The sequence below is a fragment of the Ruegeria sp. A4 genome, assembly GCF_056543025.1.
The window spans coordinates 666,037-679,899 of record NZ_JBQGAW010000001.1; the positions used below are offsets into that span (position 1 = coordinate 666,037).

13 protein-coding genes are annotated in these 13,863 nt (G+C 60.3%); 1 reads left to right on the plus strand and 12 read right to left on the minus strand.

The features are described from left to right. Positions 1-31: 31 nt before the first annotated feature. Both ACR0E2_RS03310 and guaB read right to left on the minus strand, forming a co-directional pair. Positions 32-1,189 carry an RsmB/NOP family class I SAM-dependent RNA methyltransferase gene (locus ACR0E2_RS03310; protein ID WP_480445167.1) on the minus strand — a complete coding sequence of 386 codons (1,158 nt, stop codon included), beginning with the start codon at positions 1,187-1,189 and terminating at the stop codon, positions 32-34. 92 nt (positions 1,190-1,281) lie between these two features. Beyond that, complete coding sequence (gene guaB, locus ACR0E2_RS03315; protein ID WP_171168056.1) at positions 1,282-2,730, minus strand: IMP dehydrogenase; 1,449 nt, start codon at positions 2,728-2,730, stop codon at positions 1,282-1,284. A 216-nt stretch (positions 2,731-2,946) separates the two neighbouring features. Here guaB and ACR0E2_RS03320 point away from each other — a divergent pair, with 216 nt between their 5' ends. Further along, positions 2,947-4,992, plus strand: a complete 2,046-nt coding sequence (locus ACR0E2_RS03320) for an ASKHA domain-containing protein (protein WP_480446173.1) — start codon at positions 2,947-2,949, stop codon at positions 4,990-4,992. Positions 4,993-5,044: 52 nt separating this feature from the next. Here ACR0E2_RS03320 and ACR0E2_RS03325 read toward each other — a convergent pair whose 3' ends face one another. The 10 genes from ACR0E2_RS03325 to ACR0E2_RS03370 form a co-directional block, all read right to left on the minus strand. Beyond that, the gene (locus ACR0E2_RS03325) at positions 5,045-6,151 is read right to left on the minus strand and encodes an alpha-hydroxy acid oxidase (protein WP_480445168.1); all 1,107 of its coding nucleotides are present in this window, start codon (positions 6,149-6,151) and stop codon (positions 5,045-5,047) included. Next, positions 6,151-6,705, minus strand: coding sequence for a sulfopyruvate decarboxylase subunit beta (gene comE / locus ACR0E2_RS03330; protein ID WP_171231610.1), 555 nt, complete (start codon positions 6,703-6,705; stop codon positions 6,151-6,153). The genes ACR0E2_RS03325 and comE overlap by 1 nt, the downstream gene beginning before the upstream one ends. Beyond that, complete coding sequence (gene comD / locus ACR0E2_RS03335) at positions 6,702-7,208, minus strand: sulfopyruvate decarboxylase subunit alpha (RefSeq protein ID WP_171231609.1); 507 nt, start codon at positions 7,206-7,208, stop codon at positions 6,702-6,704. Before comD ends, comE begins: the two co-directional genes overlap by 4 nt. 49 nt (positions 7,209-7,257) lie before the next feature. Then, positions 7,258-7,668 (minus strand): universal stress protein, encoded by a 411-nt coding sequence (locus ACR0E2_RS03340; protein ID WP_480445169.1) that lies wholly within the window; start codon positions 7,666-7,668, stop codon positions 7,258-7,260. 23 nt (positions 7,669-7,691) lie between these two features. Next, positions 7,692-8,672 carry a zinc-dependent alcohol dehydrogenase gene (locus ACR0E2_RS03345; RefSeq protein ID WP_480445170.1) on the minus strand — a complete coding sequence of 327 codons (981 nt, stop codon included), beginning with the start codon at positions 8,670-8,672 and terminating at the stop codon, positions 7,692-7,694. Then, positions 8,669-9,430 carry an SDR family NAD(P)-dependent oxidoreductase gene (locus ACR0E2_RS03350; protein ID WP_171204787.1) on the minus strand — a complete coding sequence of 254 codons (762 nt, stop codon included), beginning with the start codon at positions 9,428-9,430 and terminating at the stop codon, positions 8,669-8,671. Before ACR0E2_RS03350 ends, ACR0E2_RS03345 begins: the two co-directional genes overlap by 4 nt. Continuing rightward, entirely contained in the window at positions 9,423-10,730 is a 1,308-nt protein-coding gene (hisD, locus tag ACR0E2_RS03355; RefSeq protein ID WP_152458036.1) for a histidinol dehydrogenase, read from the minus strand. The genes ACR0E2_RS03350 and hisD overlap by 8 nt, the downstream gene beginning before the upstream one ends. A gap of 12 nt (positions 10,731-10,742) precedes the next feature. Beyond that, positions 10,743-12,071 carry a TRAP transporter large permease gene (locus tag ACR0E2_RS03360; RefSeq protein WP_152458037.1) on the minus strand — a complete coding sequence of 443 codons (1,329 nt, stop codon included), beginning with the start codon at positions 12,069-12,071 and terminating at the stop codon, positions 10,743-10,745. Positions 12,072-12,082: 11 nt separating this feature from the next. Continuing rightward, on the minus strand, positions 12,083-12,595 hold the full coding sequence (locus tag ACR0E2_RS03365) for a TRAP transporter small permease (RefSeq protein WP_171115839.1): 513 nt from the start codon (positions 12,593-12,595) through the stop codon (positions 12,083-12,085). Between the two features lie 111 nt (positions 12,596-12,706). Then, the gene (locus ACR0E2_RS03370) at positions 12,707-13,852 is read right to left on the minus strand and encodes a TRAP transporter substrate-binding protein (RefSeq protein WP_480445173.1); all 1,146 of its coding nucleotides are present in this window, start codon (positions 13,850-13,852) and stop codon (positions 12,707-12,709) included. Positions 13,853-13,863: the final 11 nt, after the last annotated feature.

Here is a 13,863-nt window from a genome sequence, read left to right on the forward strand (position 1 = left end):
AATCTACCCAAGGTTGTTATTTGCCAAAAGCTCAGCGCGTCAAGTGCGACGTAAAGAACCCGTCAGAGTCGTGTGTAACGTGCCACGTTTTCCGGAAGGTTTCCCGCCACTGGGAAAACTGATCCAGAAAATCGTCTATGATCTTGCCGTTTTCATCGTTCAGAACCGAACAGGTTGCGTAAGCCAGCAGGCCGCCCGGATGCACCAAAGGCGCAATGTCCGATAGAATACCGGCCTGAATGGCGGTGAGGTCCCGCAAGCGATCCTCGGTCAAGGCCCATTTCCCGGCAGGCGCCCTTCGCCACGATCCGCTGCCAGAGCACGGCGCATCAACCAAAACCACATCAAACGGATCCACACCTGAAAGGTCATCGGAGTTGAGGATGGTTATCTTTGCGCCTGCTCGTTCCGCCCGGGACGGAATATCCTTCATGCGACCGGCATTCACATCATGTGCAAACACTTCGACGCCCTCGTGCGCTGCAAGCGCCAGCGCCTTGCCACCACCACCCGCGCAATAATCCAGAACACGCATCCCTGGCCGCAGATCCAGCGCGGCCACGACCGCCTGGCTTGCAGCGTCCTGAAGCTCGACCAGACCCCGGGCATAGGCCTGGCTTTGGGCAATGCGCCGGGCCCCCTCTGTCACCTCGAGCGCGGTTTGGCATACCTGAACCGGATGGGCGATCACACCCTCGGACTTCAAGGCGTCGATGGCCCCGCCAAGATCGGTTATTCGCAAGTTGACCCGCAGGTGAACGGGCGCCCGGTTCTGCAATGACATCGCACAAGGAACCAAGGCAGCCTTCAGAGAGTCAACGAACCGAGGCCAAAGCCACTCCGGAATGTCATATCTTTCGGCCTGGGACGCGAAATCCCGCGCCGCTTCCGTTTTCTGAACCGGCATCGGAGCGTGACGGTCGCCGGTGAACAGGTCGGCCAGATCTCCGCCTGACGCACGGGTCGCACCGATCATCAAACCGCGTCCGGTGTCGGACCCTCCCAACGCTGCATACGAGCGCTTGCGTCGCAGCGCGTCGAATACGTGATCGCGAATGGCAGCCCGATCCTTGGATCCGGCGAAGCGACTGCGCCGCGCCCAGCCGGTGAGGGCTTTTTCGACCGGCGCGCCAGCCAGAATATCATCCAGAATTTCGATCGAGGCCTGAACACGGGCGGCGGGTGTCATGGTGGAATACCTCGGCGGAAATGGGCCCGACTGGCCGATCCAAGTGGCAAATAGGCACCCGTTCCAGGGTGCCTTGTGTCTTGCTGGATGGCTTACATGACCCGGTAGTTCGGGCTTTCGCGGGTGATCTGAACATCGTGCACGTGGCTTTCCTTGAGACCGGCGCCGGTAATTTTCACGAAATTGCAGTTCTTGCGCATCTCTTCGATGGTGGCGCAGCCGGTATACCCCATCGCCGCACGCAAGCCGCCAACCAGTTGGTGGATCACGGCACTGGCCGAGCCTTTGTAGGGCACCTGCCCTTCGATGCCTTCGGGCACCAGTTTGTCATTGGCTGCGTCTTTCTGGAAATAGCGGTCGGCTGATCCGCGCGCCATTGCACCCAGGCTGCCCATCCCGCGATAGGATTTGAACGAACGGCCCTGATACAGGATCACCTCGCCCGGGCTTTCGTCGGTGCCCGCAATCATCGACCCGACCATGGCACAGGATGCCCCGGCCGCGATCGCCTTTGCAAAGTCACCCGAGAACTTGATGCCCCCATCCGCGATGACCGGCACGTCGCCCGCTGCCGCCGCACAATCGCTGATCGCGGTCAACTGAGGCACGCCAACCCCCGCCACCATCCGCGTGGTACAGATCGATCCCGGGCCGATGCCCACCTTGATCGCGTCGGCACCGGCATCGATCAGGGCTTTGGTCGCTTCTCCTGTTGCAACATTCCCGGCAATGATCTGAACCTCGTTCGACAGGGTCTTGACCCGCTTTACAGCGTCCAGAACGCCCTGCGAATGACCATGCGCCGTATCGACGACGATGATGTCGACACCCGAATCCACCAATTGCTCGGACCGTTCGAACCCGGCATCCCCGACCGACGTCGCCGCAGCGACCCGCAGGCGACCCAGGCGGTCCTTGCAGGCGGTTGGGTTCAAAACGGCCTGCTCTGTATCCTTCAGCGTCAGAAGGCCGGTCAGCTTGCCTTCACCATCCACGACCAGCAGCTTTTCGATACGGCGCGCCCGCATCAGGCTTTTGGCTTCTTCCAGATCGGCCGGTTCCTGTAGCATCGCCAGGTTTTCCGAAGTCATCATCGCGTGTACCGGCGTATCGTCCGAGTTCGCAAAGCGCATGTCGCGGTTGGTCAGGATACCCACCACGCGGCCCTGCTCGTCGACGACCGGAAAACCGGTGAAGTTGTAGCGCTGCACCAGCGCGTTGGCGTCGGCCAATGTCTGATCCACCCGCAATGTCACCGGGTTATAGACAATACCGGATTCAAACCGCTTGACCCGGCGGACTTCGCGGGCCTGTTCTTCCACCGAAAGGTTCTTGTGTACCACACCGATGCCGCCCGCCTGAGCCATGGCAATGGCCATGCGCGCCTCGGTCACGGTGTCCATGGCCGAACTCAGCAATGGGATGTTCATGGTGATTTCACGCGTCACACGCGTGGTCGTATCCGCCGTTGCCGGCAGCACGGAAGATGCGCCCGGAACCAGGAGAACGTCGTCAAAGGTAAGTGCCTCACGAATCTGCATCTGAATACCCCATGCAAAAGCCCGTTTGGCGGTGACCCTATTACATGGATTGAACCAAAGGAAAAGCCCTTGGGGGCAACTCTTTGGCTCTGGTTGTCGATGCATTGGAAGAAAACGACGCTCGTTGTGCAGATCGTGCCGCTGATGGCCTTTCCCTTTTTGCGCAAACCCATATCTTGCCCGGCATACGCGCGAATATGAAAAGGTATGTCACTGATGACCACCGACCCTCTTGTCGTCTTTACCCCGTCCGGCAAACGCGGGCACTTCCCCGTCGGCACCCCAATTCTGACGGCGGCCCGTCAATTGGGGGTGGATCTGGATTCGGTCTGCGGGGGCCGCGGCATCTGTTCAAAGTGCCAGATCACACCCAGCTATGGCGAATTTCCCAAGCACGGCGTCACGGTGTCAGAGGATGCGTTGAGCGAATGGAACGCCGTCGAACAGCGTTATGACGACAAGCGCGGTCTGAAACCGGGCCGCCGTCTGGGCTGTCAGGCCTCGGTTCAGGGCGACGTGGTGATCGACGTACCGCCCGAAAGCCAGGTGCACCGGCAGGTCGTGCGCAAGGCAGCCGCCGCGCGTGCCATCACGATGGACCCGGCCACGCGCCTTTACTTCGTCGTGGTGGAAGAACCCGACATGCATTCGCCCACCGGCGATCTGGAACGGCTCGAGCGTGCGTTGCGCGAACAGTGGGACATCGAAGCCGTCACGGCGGACCTGACGCTTTTGTCCAAACTTCAACCGGTTCTGCGCAAGGGCAAATGGGAAGTCACCGTGGCGCTCCACAAAGGTCACAAGGACAGCGTGGCGCGTATCGTCGAAATCTGGCCCGGCCTGCATGAAGGCGGGCTGTATGGTCTGGCCATCGACCTCGGCTCGACCACCATCGCCGCGCATCTGACCGATCTGGAAACCGGCGAGGTCAAGGCATCCTCTGGCCTCATGAATCCCCAGATCCGGTTCGGCGAAGACCTGATGAGCCGTGTTTCGTATTCCATGATGAACCCCGGCGGTGATCAGGAAATGACCAAGGCAGTGCGCGAGGCAATCAATGACCTGGCCACGTCGATTGCCGAAGAGTCAGGCATCGATGCCTCTCTGATCGTGGAAACTGTGTTCGTCTGCAACCCGGTCATGCATCACTTGCTGCTGGGGCTGGACCCGGTGGAACTGGGTCAGGCCCCGTTTGCGCTGGCAACGTCGGAAAGCATGTCCCTGCCCGCCCGCGACATGGATCTGACAACCATGAACCCACGCGCGCAGGTCTATATCCTGCCCTGTATCGCGGGCCATGTGGGCGCGGATTGCGCGGCGGTGGCCCTGTCCGAAGAACCCGGAAAGTCGCAGGATCTGGTTCTGATCGTCGACGTGGGCACCAACGCCGAAATCCTGCTTGGCAATACCAGCCGCGTGCTCGCCTGCTCCTCGCCCACCGGGCCTGCCTTTGAAGGCGCTCAGATCAGTTCAGGCCAGCGCGCCGCACCCGGGGCGATCGAGAGAATCGAGATCGACCCTGTCACCAAGGAACCCCGGTTCCGCGTCATCGGGTCCGATAAATGGTCCGACGAAGACGGCTTTGATCAGGAGATTGCCACGACCGGGATCACAGGCATCTGCGGATCCGGTATCATCGAGGCAGTGGCCGAGATGCGAATCGCAGGCCTGCTGGACGAAGGCGGCCTGATCGGATCGGCGGAACAGACCGGCACTGCCCGCTGCGTGCCCGAAGGTCGCACGCACGCCTATCTGATCCACGATGCCAGCGCCGAAGGCGGCCCCCGCATCACGGTCACGCAGGGTGACATCCGTGCCATCCAGCTTGCGAAATCCGCATTGTACGCAGGTGCACGGCTGCTGATGGACGAAATGAACGTCGAAAAGGTGGATCGCGTGGTTCTGGCCGGTGCGTTCGGCGCGCATATCTCGACCAAACACGCCATGGTGCTGGGAATGATACCTGATGCGCCGCTGGAGAAAGTCTCGAGCGCGGGCAACGCCGCAGGCACCGGCGCACGTATCGCGCTGTGCAATATCGGATCGCGCGCCGAGATCGAGCGCGTCGTGCGCGAAATCACCAAGATCGAAACCGCCATCGAGCCGAAGTTTCAGGATCACTTCGTGGCCGCCAATGCGATCCCGCACAAGACGGATCCGTTTCCGGAACTGGCCCAGGTTGTCACTTTGCCCAACCCAAGCTTCAACACCGGCGGCGAAACCGAAACAGGTGGCGGACGTCGTCGCAGGCGCCGCGGTTAAACCGACAGTTCAGTGACCCGTGGGAAACCCCGGGTCATTGTCCTCACCCATATCAGGCGTTGCGTCGGACCTCGTCCAGCGACGTGACGCCTAGTTGGGCCATGGCGATGCTGATTTCTTCGCTGAGTACCGACCATAGCTGCGCCAGACCCTTTTCGCCTTCGGCCGCTATTGCAAATTGAAGGATGCGACCGAAAAAGGCAAAGTCCGCCCCGTTCGCAAGTGCCTTGAGGACGTCTTCACCAGAACGCAGCCCGCTGTCGTAGAAAAGCGGAAAATCCGGACCGACGGCCTTGCGTATCTCGGGCAGCACCGTGATTGGCGCGGGCGCACTTTCCAACTGGCGTGCACCATGGCTTGAGACCTGAATGGCGTCCACGCCCGCTGACTTGAGCCTTTGCGCGTCGTCTGCATCCAATACGCCTTTGACCACCAGATTCCCGGCCCACTGGTCGCGCAGACGAGCCAATGTCTCCCACGTTGCCTTGGCGCGGCTTTCGGTGCGGTCGAAATCGTAGCCATCCATCCGGAAATTCGCCATTTCCGGCTTGCCTTTCAGCAGGACCGGCAAGGACCACCGGGGGTGCAGGGCAAAATCCATCACCTGCTTTGGCCCCATTTTGAAAGGCATTTTGAACCCATGACGCAACTCGCGCGGGCGTCGGCCAACCTCGGGCACATCCACGGTCAGCACCAGTGTCTCGTACCCCGCTGCCTTGGCGCGATCGACCAGCTTGAACGTGCCGCTGCCATCGCCGCTGAAATACAGCTGGAACCAGGCATGGCCTTCCGCTTCGACGATCAGATCCTCCATCGCGGTCGAGGCCACAGTCGAAACCCCAAGCGGCACCTCGTGGCGTGCCGCGATGCGGGCCAGCATCATGTCGGCCCCCGGCGCGGACAAATTGCACATGCCCATCGGCGCGATACCAAACGGGCGTTTTGCGGGCCGGTCGAACAGGGAAGTTGCCAGAGATCTTTCACTGACGTCGCGCAGGATGCGCGGGCGCAAGGTCATTGCATCCAAAGCGGATCGATTGCGACCGGCACCCATCTCGGCCCCGGCTGCACCATCAATATAGTCGAACACCATCCACGGAAGACGCCGCCGCGCCAGGCGGCGGGCGTCCTCGGCGCTGTGGATGGCGCTTGCGCCCATCAGGCCTGAACGGCCTTCATGAAGCGGTCGCGGATGACGACCGGATCCATCGTGATCGGCGGCATCTTGGCATTGCCGCTTTCGCATTTGCTGACGATGACGGTCATCTGTTTGGCATCCAGCGCCTCTTGCAGTACGCGCCCGGTGTCTTCGGCGGCACATTCGATCACGCGCTCACACCCGGCGGCCTCGGCCATTTTGGCCAGCGAGGTCTTTTGCCCCGCATAGGTCGGCTGATCGCCGGTCGAGCCGTACGAGCCGTTGTCCACGATCAGCAGGATATAATTGTCTGCCACGTTGTTGGCGATGGTCGGCAACGTCCCCAGATTGGTCAGGATCGAGCCATCGCCGTCGATCACGATCACCGGCTTCGGCTGTGACAGCGCCAGCCCCAGACCGATCGAGGACGCAAGCCCCATGGTGCCAAGCATGTAGAAGTTGGTGGGCTGGTCGTCGATGGCATGCAGCTCCTGGCTGGGAATGCCGATGTTGCAGACAACCAGTTGATCACGCAGGATCGGGGCGATTTCCTTCAGAATTTCAGAACGGATCATTGGTCGCCATAGCCTCCCCAGAAATTGGCGTCGGTCAGGATGGCGACCGGCTTGTTGCACATGAATGTGTATTTCAGGATCGCGTCGAGCTCTTCGACATCGGCCTGATGGTGGAAGTGGTAGGTGGGGATGTTCAACTGAGCCAGTAGCGCCTTGGTGTGAACCGCCATTTCAACCTGGCAGGCAATGGGTTCGCGCAATTCCCCCCGGTACGATATCAGCATCGGCAGCGGCATCCGGTAATACTGGATCAGCGTCGCCAGCGTATTGATCGTCACGCCAATGGCCGTGTTCTGCATGATGATCGCGGGCCGCTTGCCGCCCATCCACGCCCCTGCACACAGGCCCATCCCTTCGTCTTCCTTGTTGGACGGGATGTGATAGATGCCCTCGCGCTCGTCGATTTCCGCGATGACACCTGCCAATTGCTTGCACGGGACAGTGGTGACAAACGAGATTTCGTTGGCCACCAGATCGTCGGTGATCTTTTTGTCTATGTTCATGATCCAGCTTTTGGTCCTGTTTGGGGCGCTAGACGCGCGATTGAGGAATTCAGGCCCTTCGGTGCACGTGTACGGCACAGGGGGCATGGCGGACGACGCGCGAAGCGGTCGATCCCAGGAAGTAGTCGCTCAGGTCCGGCTTGTGCGAGCCGATTACGATACAGTCGACATCCTTGCTGCTGGCATAGTCGATGATGGACCGCGCGGTATGGCCTTTGACGATTTCGGCCGTCACCCCTTCAAGCCCTTCGACTTTTTGCAACAGTTGCAAACGGGCCCGTTCAAACCCTTCGGCGACAACCGATTTGTCCAGATAGGCGCTGACCGATCCCTGAGGCATCTCGTAGACATGCAGCGCAATTATTTCTGCGCCCTCTCCTGACAAGGCCCGTGCGATTTCCAGCGTGTGTTGCGATATGCCGTGATCCAAAGCTAACGGGACCAGTATTATTGTGTACATGAAGGTCTCCAGTTCTGTCAGTTCTATCCCCAGGGTCTCAGGATAATCTTCGGTGCGGCCACGGCGCCAGACCGGATATCGCAAAACGCTTGCGCGCCGTCGGCCAGAGTGCGTTCTTCTATCCAGTCCAGAGCCCCCAGCCGCCCGTCAAAGATCGCCTGAGCCGTCTGGCGAAAGTCTTTGGCGGTGTATGTGTAAGTCCCTATGAATGTGATTTCCTGCAAGGTCATCCGGCGAACATCCAGACCACCGGTATCCTCACCCAAACCCACATGCGCGATCACGCCGCCCGGTTCGGCCATGGCCGAGGCAACCGACCGCGTCGCAGCGTACCCCACGGCATCTATGACCAACGGGTAAGTCCCTTTGGTTGACTCCACCAGCGCAAAGCTTTCGATTTTCGCCAGGTAGTTGCGACGCAGCTGGTTTGGTTCCGCGATGGTCACATCGTCAACGCCCATTGCCCGCAAGGCCAATGCCGCCGCAAGGCCGATGGCCCCGCCGCCGATCACCAGTGCGCGACGGTCCATCGCAGGATGCAGAGCCTCGATCCCCAACCGGACCGTATGCCAGCTGACGGCAAGCGGTTCCGTCAGCGCGGCTTTGGCGAACGAAACATCCTTCGGGACCTCAACAAGATTGCTGGCAGGCATGGTGACGTACTGAGCAAACGCCCCTTCCCGCGGAGGCATCGAGATGATCTGGCGATCCGGGCACAGGTTTTCCCGACCGGCAAGGCAGGCCGCGCATTGACCGCAGCTTACCAGCGGATTGATCGTGACACGATCACCGGCTCGTATCCCGTCAACAATCACACCGGCCGCCTCGTGCCCCAGGATCAGCGGAGCCGGACGGCGGGCATCATGGCCCAGATAGGCGTGCATGTCCGAGCCGCAGATGCCAACCGCCTCGATCCGGATCAAATGCTCGGACGGACCGGCCTCGGCATCCGGCACATCACCGAACACCATCTGTTCAACACCTTGGTAAACCAGTGCCTTCATTTGGCTGTGAACCCTCCATCAACCATAAGAACCTGCCCCGTGACATAGCCGGACGCGTTCGAGCACAAAAACAGGATCGGCCCGTCGATATCCTGCATCTGCCCATTGCGCCCAATGCAGGTTTGAGCGGCGTTGCGTTCCGCGCGCTGGGGGTCGTCAAACACGGCCTGGGTCAGCTCGGTCGGAAAGAACCCCGGACCGATTGCGTTGGCGGTAATGCCAAAGGGCGACCACGCTTCGGCCATGGCACGGGTCAATTGCGCGATCCCGGCCTTGGTCGCGCCATAGGCAATGCCGCCCGGAAAGGCCCGCGTCGTTTGCAGCGAGGCGAAATTGACGATGCGCCCCCACCCCTTTTTTTTCATTTCGGGCACCATCGACTGACTCAGGAAAAACGGCGCGCTCAGGTTCAGGGCAAGCGTGGCATCCCAGCCATCAGGTGTCACCTCGTCGGCGGCCTCACGCGTGTTGACCCCGGCCGCATGCACCAGAATATCCGGTGCGCCAAACTTGGAATTGATCACCTGCACCAGCCCGCCGATTCCGGCACGATCCGCAACATCAGCAACGACGGCTTCTGCGTGTTCGCCGATTTCGGCCTGCATCTGCGCCAACGCGTCGCTGCGCCGGGCCACGCCGACAACACGCGCGCCGGCTGCGGCAAGTGTCCGCGCCACCTGCCGTCCCAGCCCCGAACTGGCGCCGGTGATGCAGGCCACCCGGCCCGTCAGGTCAAACAATGTGCGCGGGTCATCCATCGGCGGTCAGATCGAACTGCTCATCCGGGAAATACTTGGCCAGACGCACATCCGCTGCACGGGCGTGACCTTCCATACCTTCCAGTCGGGAAATCCGTGCGGTGGCTTCGGCGATCGATTTCGATCCTTCACGTGTGGCCCGCTGCCAGGTGACGATCTTCATGTATTTGTGAACACTCAAACCGCCGGTGTAACTGGCCGCACCCGAAGTCGGCAGAACATGGTTCGTTCCGGTTGCCTTGTCCCCGTAGGACACGGTGGTTTCCTCACCCAGGAACAGCGAGCCATAGCAGGTCAGGCGATCCAGCCACCAATCCAGATCCTCGGCCTGAACCGTCAGGTGCTCGGGCGCATATTCATCGGAACAGGCGGCCATCTCTTCGCGGTCGGAACAGACAATGACTTCGGCATAGTCGCGCCACGCGGCCGAGGCGTTTTCCCGGTTCAGCTCGGGCAGATCGTCGATCAAAACCGGAACCAGCTCCATGACTTTCTGCGCAAGGTCGCGATCATCCGTCACCAGCCAGACGGGCGAATTGTACCCGTGCTCGGCCTGACTGACCAGATCGGTTGCCACCACATGGGCGTCTGCGGAACTGTCGGCAAGGATCAGGCTGTCGGTCGGACCCGCGATCATGTCGATACCAACCTTGCCGTACAGGATGCGTTTGGCCTCGGCCACGAACTGGTTTCCCGGCCCCACAAGGATATTGGCGCGCGGCAAGCCGAACAAACCATAGGTCATTGCGGCCACGCCCTGCACACCGCCCATGGCCAGAATGCTGTCGGCTCCGCAGATATGCGCGGCATAGACAATCGCTGGCGCCACGCCCTCACCCGGACGGGGCGGAGAACAGGCCGTGATATGACGGCACCCGGCGACCTTGGCCGTTGTCACCGTCATGATCGCGCTGGCGATATGGCTGTAGCGCCCACCGGGAACATAGCATCCTGCCGCATCCACCGGGATCGCCTTTTGCCCCGCAACAAAACCGGGAACGATCTCCATCTGTACGTCCGACACAGTGGCCTTCTGCGTCTCGGCAAAGCGACGGACGTTGTCGTGGGCAAAGCGTATATCGGCCTTCAGTTTTTCCGGCACCCGTGCGATGGCCGCATCAATCTCGTCCTGCGTCATCAGGACATTTCCTTCGAACTTGTCGAACTTGAGGGCATATTCCAGTGCCTTGTCGTCGCCACCTGCCTCGATGTCGGCAAGGATGGTCTTGACCGTATCATGCACCTCAGAGGCATGCGATTGAGCGGTGAGAGTCGCCTTTTTCAAGTATTCACGAGGCATGTTCAGCAGGTCCTATTGGTAGATTTCAGGAAGCAGGGTGGTCGACACAGCAGGCACGTAGGCGATCAGGATCACCACGATGAGCATGGTCAGTACGAAAGGAACGGCCCGGGCGGCAATCTTCAGAATGGACTCACCGGTAATGCCAGATACGACGAAAAGGTTCAGTCCCAGCGGCGGCGTGATGAAGCCCACACCCAACGCGGTGATCATCATGATGCAGAACTGAATCTCGTTCATGCCGATATTGTCGGCCAGCGGTTTCAGGATTGGTGCCAGGATCACGATGTTCGGCGTTGTCTCCATCACGCAGCCTGCTGCGATCAGGATGCCGATCATCAGCAATATCAACAGATAGGGATCATCGGTCAGCGACGTCACCGAGGCCACGAACCCCTGCGGGACTCCCATGATCGCCAGTGCTTCGGCCAAAGGTGCCGAGAATGCGATGATCGGCAGGATGACTCCGTTCACCTTGGCCGAACTGACCAGCATCGATGGAAAGTCTGCCAGCGTCAGTGTGCGCAGGATGAAACCCATGATTATGGTGACGACAACGGCCGTTGCGCCGGCTTCGGTCGGGGTCAGGCGACCTGAGAAGATGCCGTAGAAGATGATCCCCGGCACAATGAACGCGTACCAGCCCGATTTCAGCGCCTTGCCCAGATTGGCCAGCCATTCCCCCATGGTCATCATGCCGCCGCCCTCATAGGCATAAAGGCGGTTCATGATGATGTTGGTGATCAGGATCGACACCAGGATGGCCAGACCCGGGATCAAGGCTGCAAGAAACAGGGTCGAGGCGGAAATACCCAGCACGAGGCCGATGATGATATAGGCGATCGAGGGCGGGATCAGGATGCCGGTACAGGCACCAGCCGCAACCAGAGCACAGGCATAGGGGCGCGGATATCCGCTTTCCACCAGCCGGTTGATGGTCATGCGCCCCACCGCAGCCGCCCCGGCGGCATCCGACCCCGAAATCGCGGCAAACATACCGCAGACCAGAACCGTGGCCGACCCGAACCCGCCCTTGGCAAAGCATGTCAGCGCCTCGGCCACGTCCAGGAATTTGCGCGACAGACCGGTCCGCACCAAAACGTCTCCGGTCAGAATGAACAAGGGCACAGCGGTCAGGGCGAATGCGTCGATACCTGTGAACAGGCTTTCTCCGACCAGGCTGAGAGGCAGATCACCGGACATGATCAGCATCACGATCGCCGCTGTACCAATGGCGGCCCAAACGGGCACGGCCAAGGCGATCAGGCCCACGAACAGGATCACCGGCAGGTAAAAATCCCAGCCCAGTTCAACGGTTTGATTGAGGGAATTCCAAAGCATTCGTGTTCTCCTCAGTCAAACAGCTTGTCGCCTTCGAAGACGGGGGTGCCGTCCCGAAGTGATTTCACGTCACGCAGGAAAGATTGGATCAGCCGCCATATCATCAGGGCGAATCCGGCGGGCACCGCCATAAGGAACCAGACTTTCGAGACCCGAAGCCCATCCGTGACCGAGCCGAACTTGGCCGAGACATGAACCGCCTCATACGACCAGTAGAGCGCGATGATCGCCACGCCGAACATCACGAGATCGCCGAAAATATACAACACCGCCTTGGGGCGTGGTCCGATGTAATGCATGATCACATCGATCCGGATATGCGCCCGCTCTTTCACCGCAGCCGCGGCACCGATCCAGGCAAGGTAGATGAAGGAATACCGAACGATTTCCTCGCCCCAGATCGACGAATAAGCAAAAATCTCGCGCCGCAGCACTTCGATGGCCATGGTAATCACCAGCATCACGTAGAACACCAGCAGCAACCAGCGCTCTGCGTTTCGGTCTATGTTTTGAAGAATGGTCATCTGATCCTCCGGCGCAGGGACAGCCTGACCCGCGCCTGATGTGGCGGGTTGTTGTCGGGCTGACTGAAAGTAAGGTTCGTGGACGCCTGACAGGCGCCCACGGTTTGGGCCTTAGGCGTCGTGGACGTAATATTTGCCCTGTGTACCGGCGGCTTCGACCAGCTTTTCGAAGTTTTCCATCGATCCAGCCAGTTCCGTCTTGAACGGATCCCAATCGGCGTTCTGATACCCGCCGGCATCCTGCCATTCCGCCAGTTGGTCGTCACTGAGCGAGTGGAACTGAACCCCGGCCTTGTTCAGCTCGGCCATGGCATAGGCGCGGGCCGACGGAACCTTGGACAGGTTCTGGTGGCTCGTCATTTCCGACCCCCACATGATGCCTTCCTGCACATCAGCCGGCATCGAGTTGAACCATTCCAGATTACAGGAATAAACCTGGCTGTCCGGCACCGCCTGCGTGAAGGTCACATGGCTTAGAATGTCCTTGAAACCGAAGACATAGAGTGCGCCTACCGAAGGATCGAGCGCATCCGCAACGCCCTGCTTGATGGCCGAGGGGGTCTCGCCCCAGGCAACGGGCGTCGGGTTGGCGCCGACCATCCGGTAGTATTGTTGCAGCATCTTCGATCCCGGCACGCGGAACTTGATCCCGCTCATATCACCGGGTGTGAGCACGGCATTGCCGCCCTGACGAACCGCAACGACGCGCGGGTCGATGTTCACATAGAACAGAGCCTTGAACCCTGCCGCTTCGACCTTGGGGTGAACCTCATTTTTCCAAGTGTCCGAATGGACGAGGTTGGTGAAACGCTGGTTCGAGCCGCACAGGTACGGCATGTTGATCAGGTCGACTGTCGACGCGAACGGCGCGAAATTCGACAGCGAATGCTGCGCCGCCTGAATGGTGCCGCCCTGCACTTTCTGCACCAGCGCGCCGCCTGCACCAAGCTGACCGCCGGGGGCCAGTTTGACATAGACCTTGCCGTTGGTGGCGTTCTGAATGTTTTCCTTCAGGTCCAGCTGCATGATCGGATAGCTGCGCGACGCGCCAAGCACATAGGCCGTGGCCACGGTCATCACGTGATCTGCTGCCTTTTCACGCTCGCTTTCTTCCTTCGCGGTCTGCGCGGCGGCCTCGGAAGACCACAAAACGCCCCCTGCCCCAGCGACCAATGCGGCCGTAAATGAGCCACTGGCGCTCAGTTTCAGAAAATTGCGGCGCTCGGCCGATGCCAGTTCGGTCTTGTCGGTTTTCATCAATTGCCCTC

Bases quoted from the DNA above. Each gene is read 5' to 3' on its own strand.
- ACR0E2_RS03310 (WP_480445167.1), bottom strand. From the start codon at position 1,189: ATGACACCCGCCGCCCGTGTTCAGGCCTCGATCGAAATTCTGGATGAT.
- ACR0E2_RS03370 (WP_480445173.1), bottom strand. From the start codon at position 13,852: ATGAAAACCGACAAGACCGAACTGGCATCGGCCGAGCGCCGCAATTTT.
- guaB (WP_171168056.1), bottom strand. From the start codon at position 2,730: ATGCAGATTCGTGAGGCACTTACCTTTGACGACGTTCTCCTGGTTCCG.
- ACR0E2_RS03320 (WP_480446173.1), top strand. From the start codon at position 2,947: ATGACCACCGACCCTCTTGTCGTCTTTACCCCGTCCGGCAAACGCGGG.
- ACR0E2_RS03350 (WP_171204787.1), bottom strand. From the start codon at position 9,430: ATGGATGACCCGCGCACATTGTTTGACCTGACGGGCCGGGTGGCCTGC.
- hisD (WP_152458036.1), bottom strand. From the start codon at position 10,730: ATGCCTCGTGAATACTTGAAAAAGGCGACTCTCACCGCTCAATCGCAT.
- ACR0E2_RS03325 (WP_480445168.1), bottom strand. From the start codon at position 6,151: ATGGGCGCAAGCGCCATCCACAGCGCCGAGGACGCCCGCCGCCTGGCG.
- ACR0E2_RS03345 (WP_480445170.1), bottom strand. From the start codon at position 8,672: ATGAAGGCACTGGTTTACCAAGGTGTTGAACAGATGGTGTTCGGTGAT.
- ACR0E2_RS03360 (WP_152458037.1), bottom strand. From the start codon at position 12,071: ATGCTTTGGAATTCCCTCAATCAAACCGTTGAACTGGGCTGGGATTTT.
- ACR0E2_RS03365 (WP_171115839.1), bottom strand. From the start codon at position 12,595: ATGACCATTCTTCAAAACATAGACCGAAACGCAGAGCGCTGGTTGCTG.
- comD (WP_171231609.1), bottom strand. From the start codon at position 7,208: ATGAACATAGACAAAAAGATCACCGACGATCTGGTGGCCAACGAAATC.
- comE (WP_171231610.1), bottom strand. From the start codon at position 6,705: ATGATCCGTTCTGAAATTCTGAAGGAAATCGCCCCGATCCTGCGTGAT.
- ACR0E2_RS03340 (WP_480445169.1), bottom strand. From the start codon at position 7,668: ATGTACACAATAATACTGGTCCCGTTAGCTTTGGATCACGGCATATCG.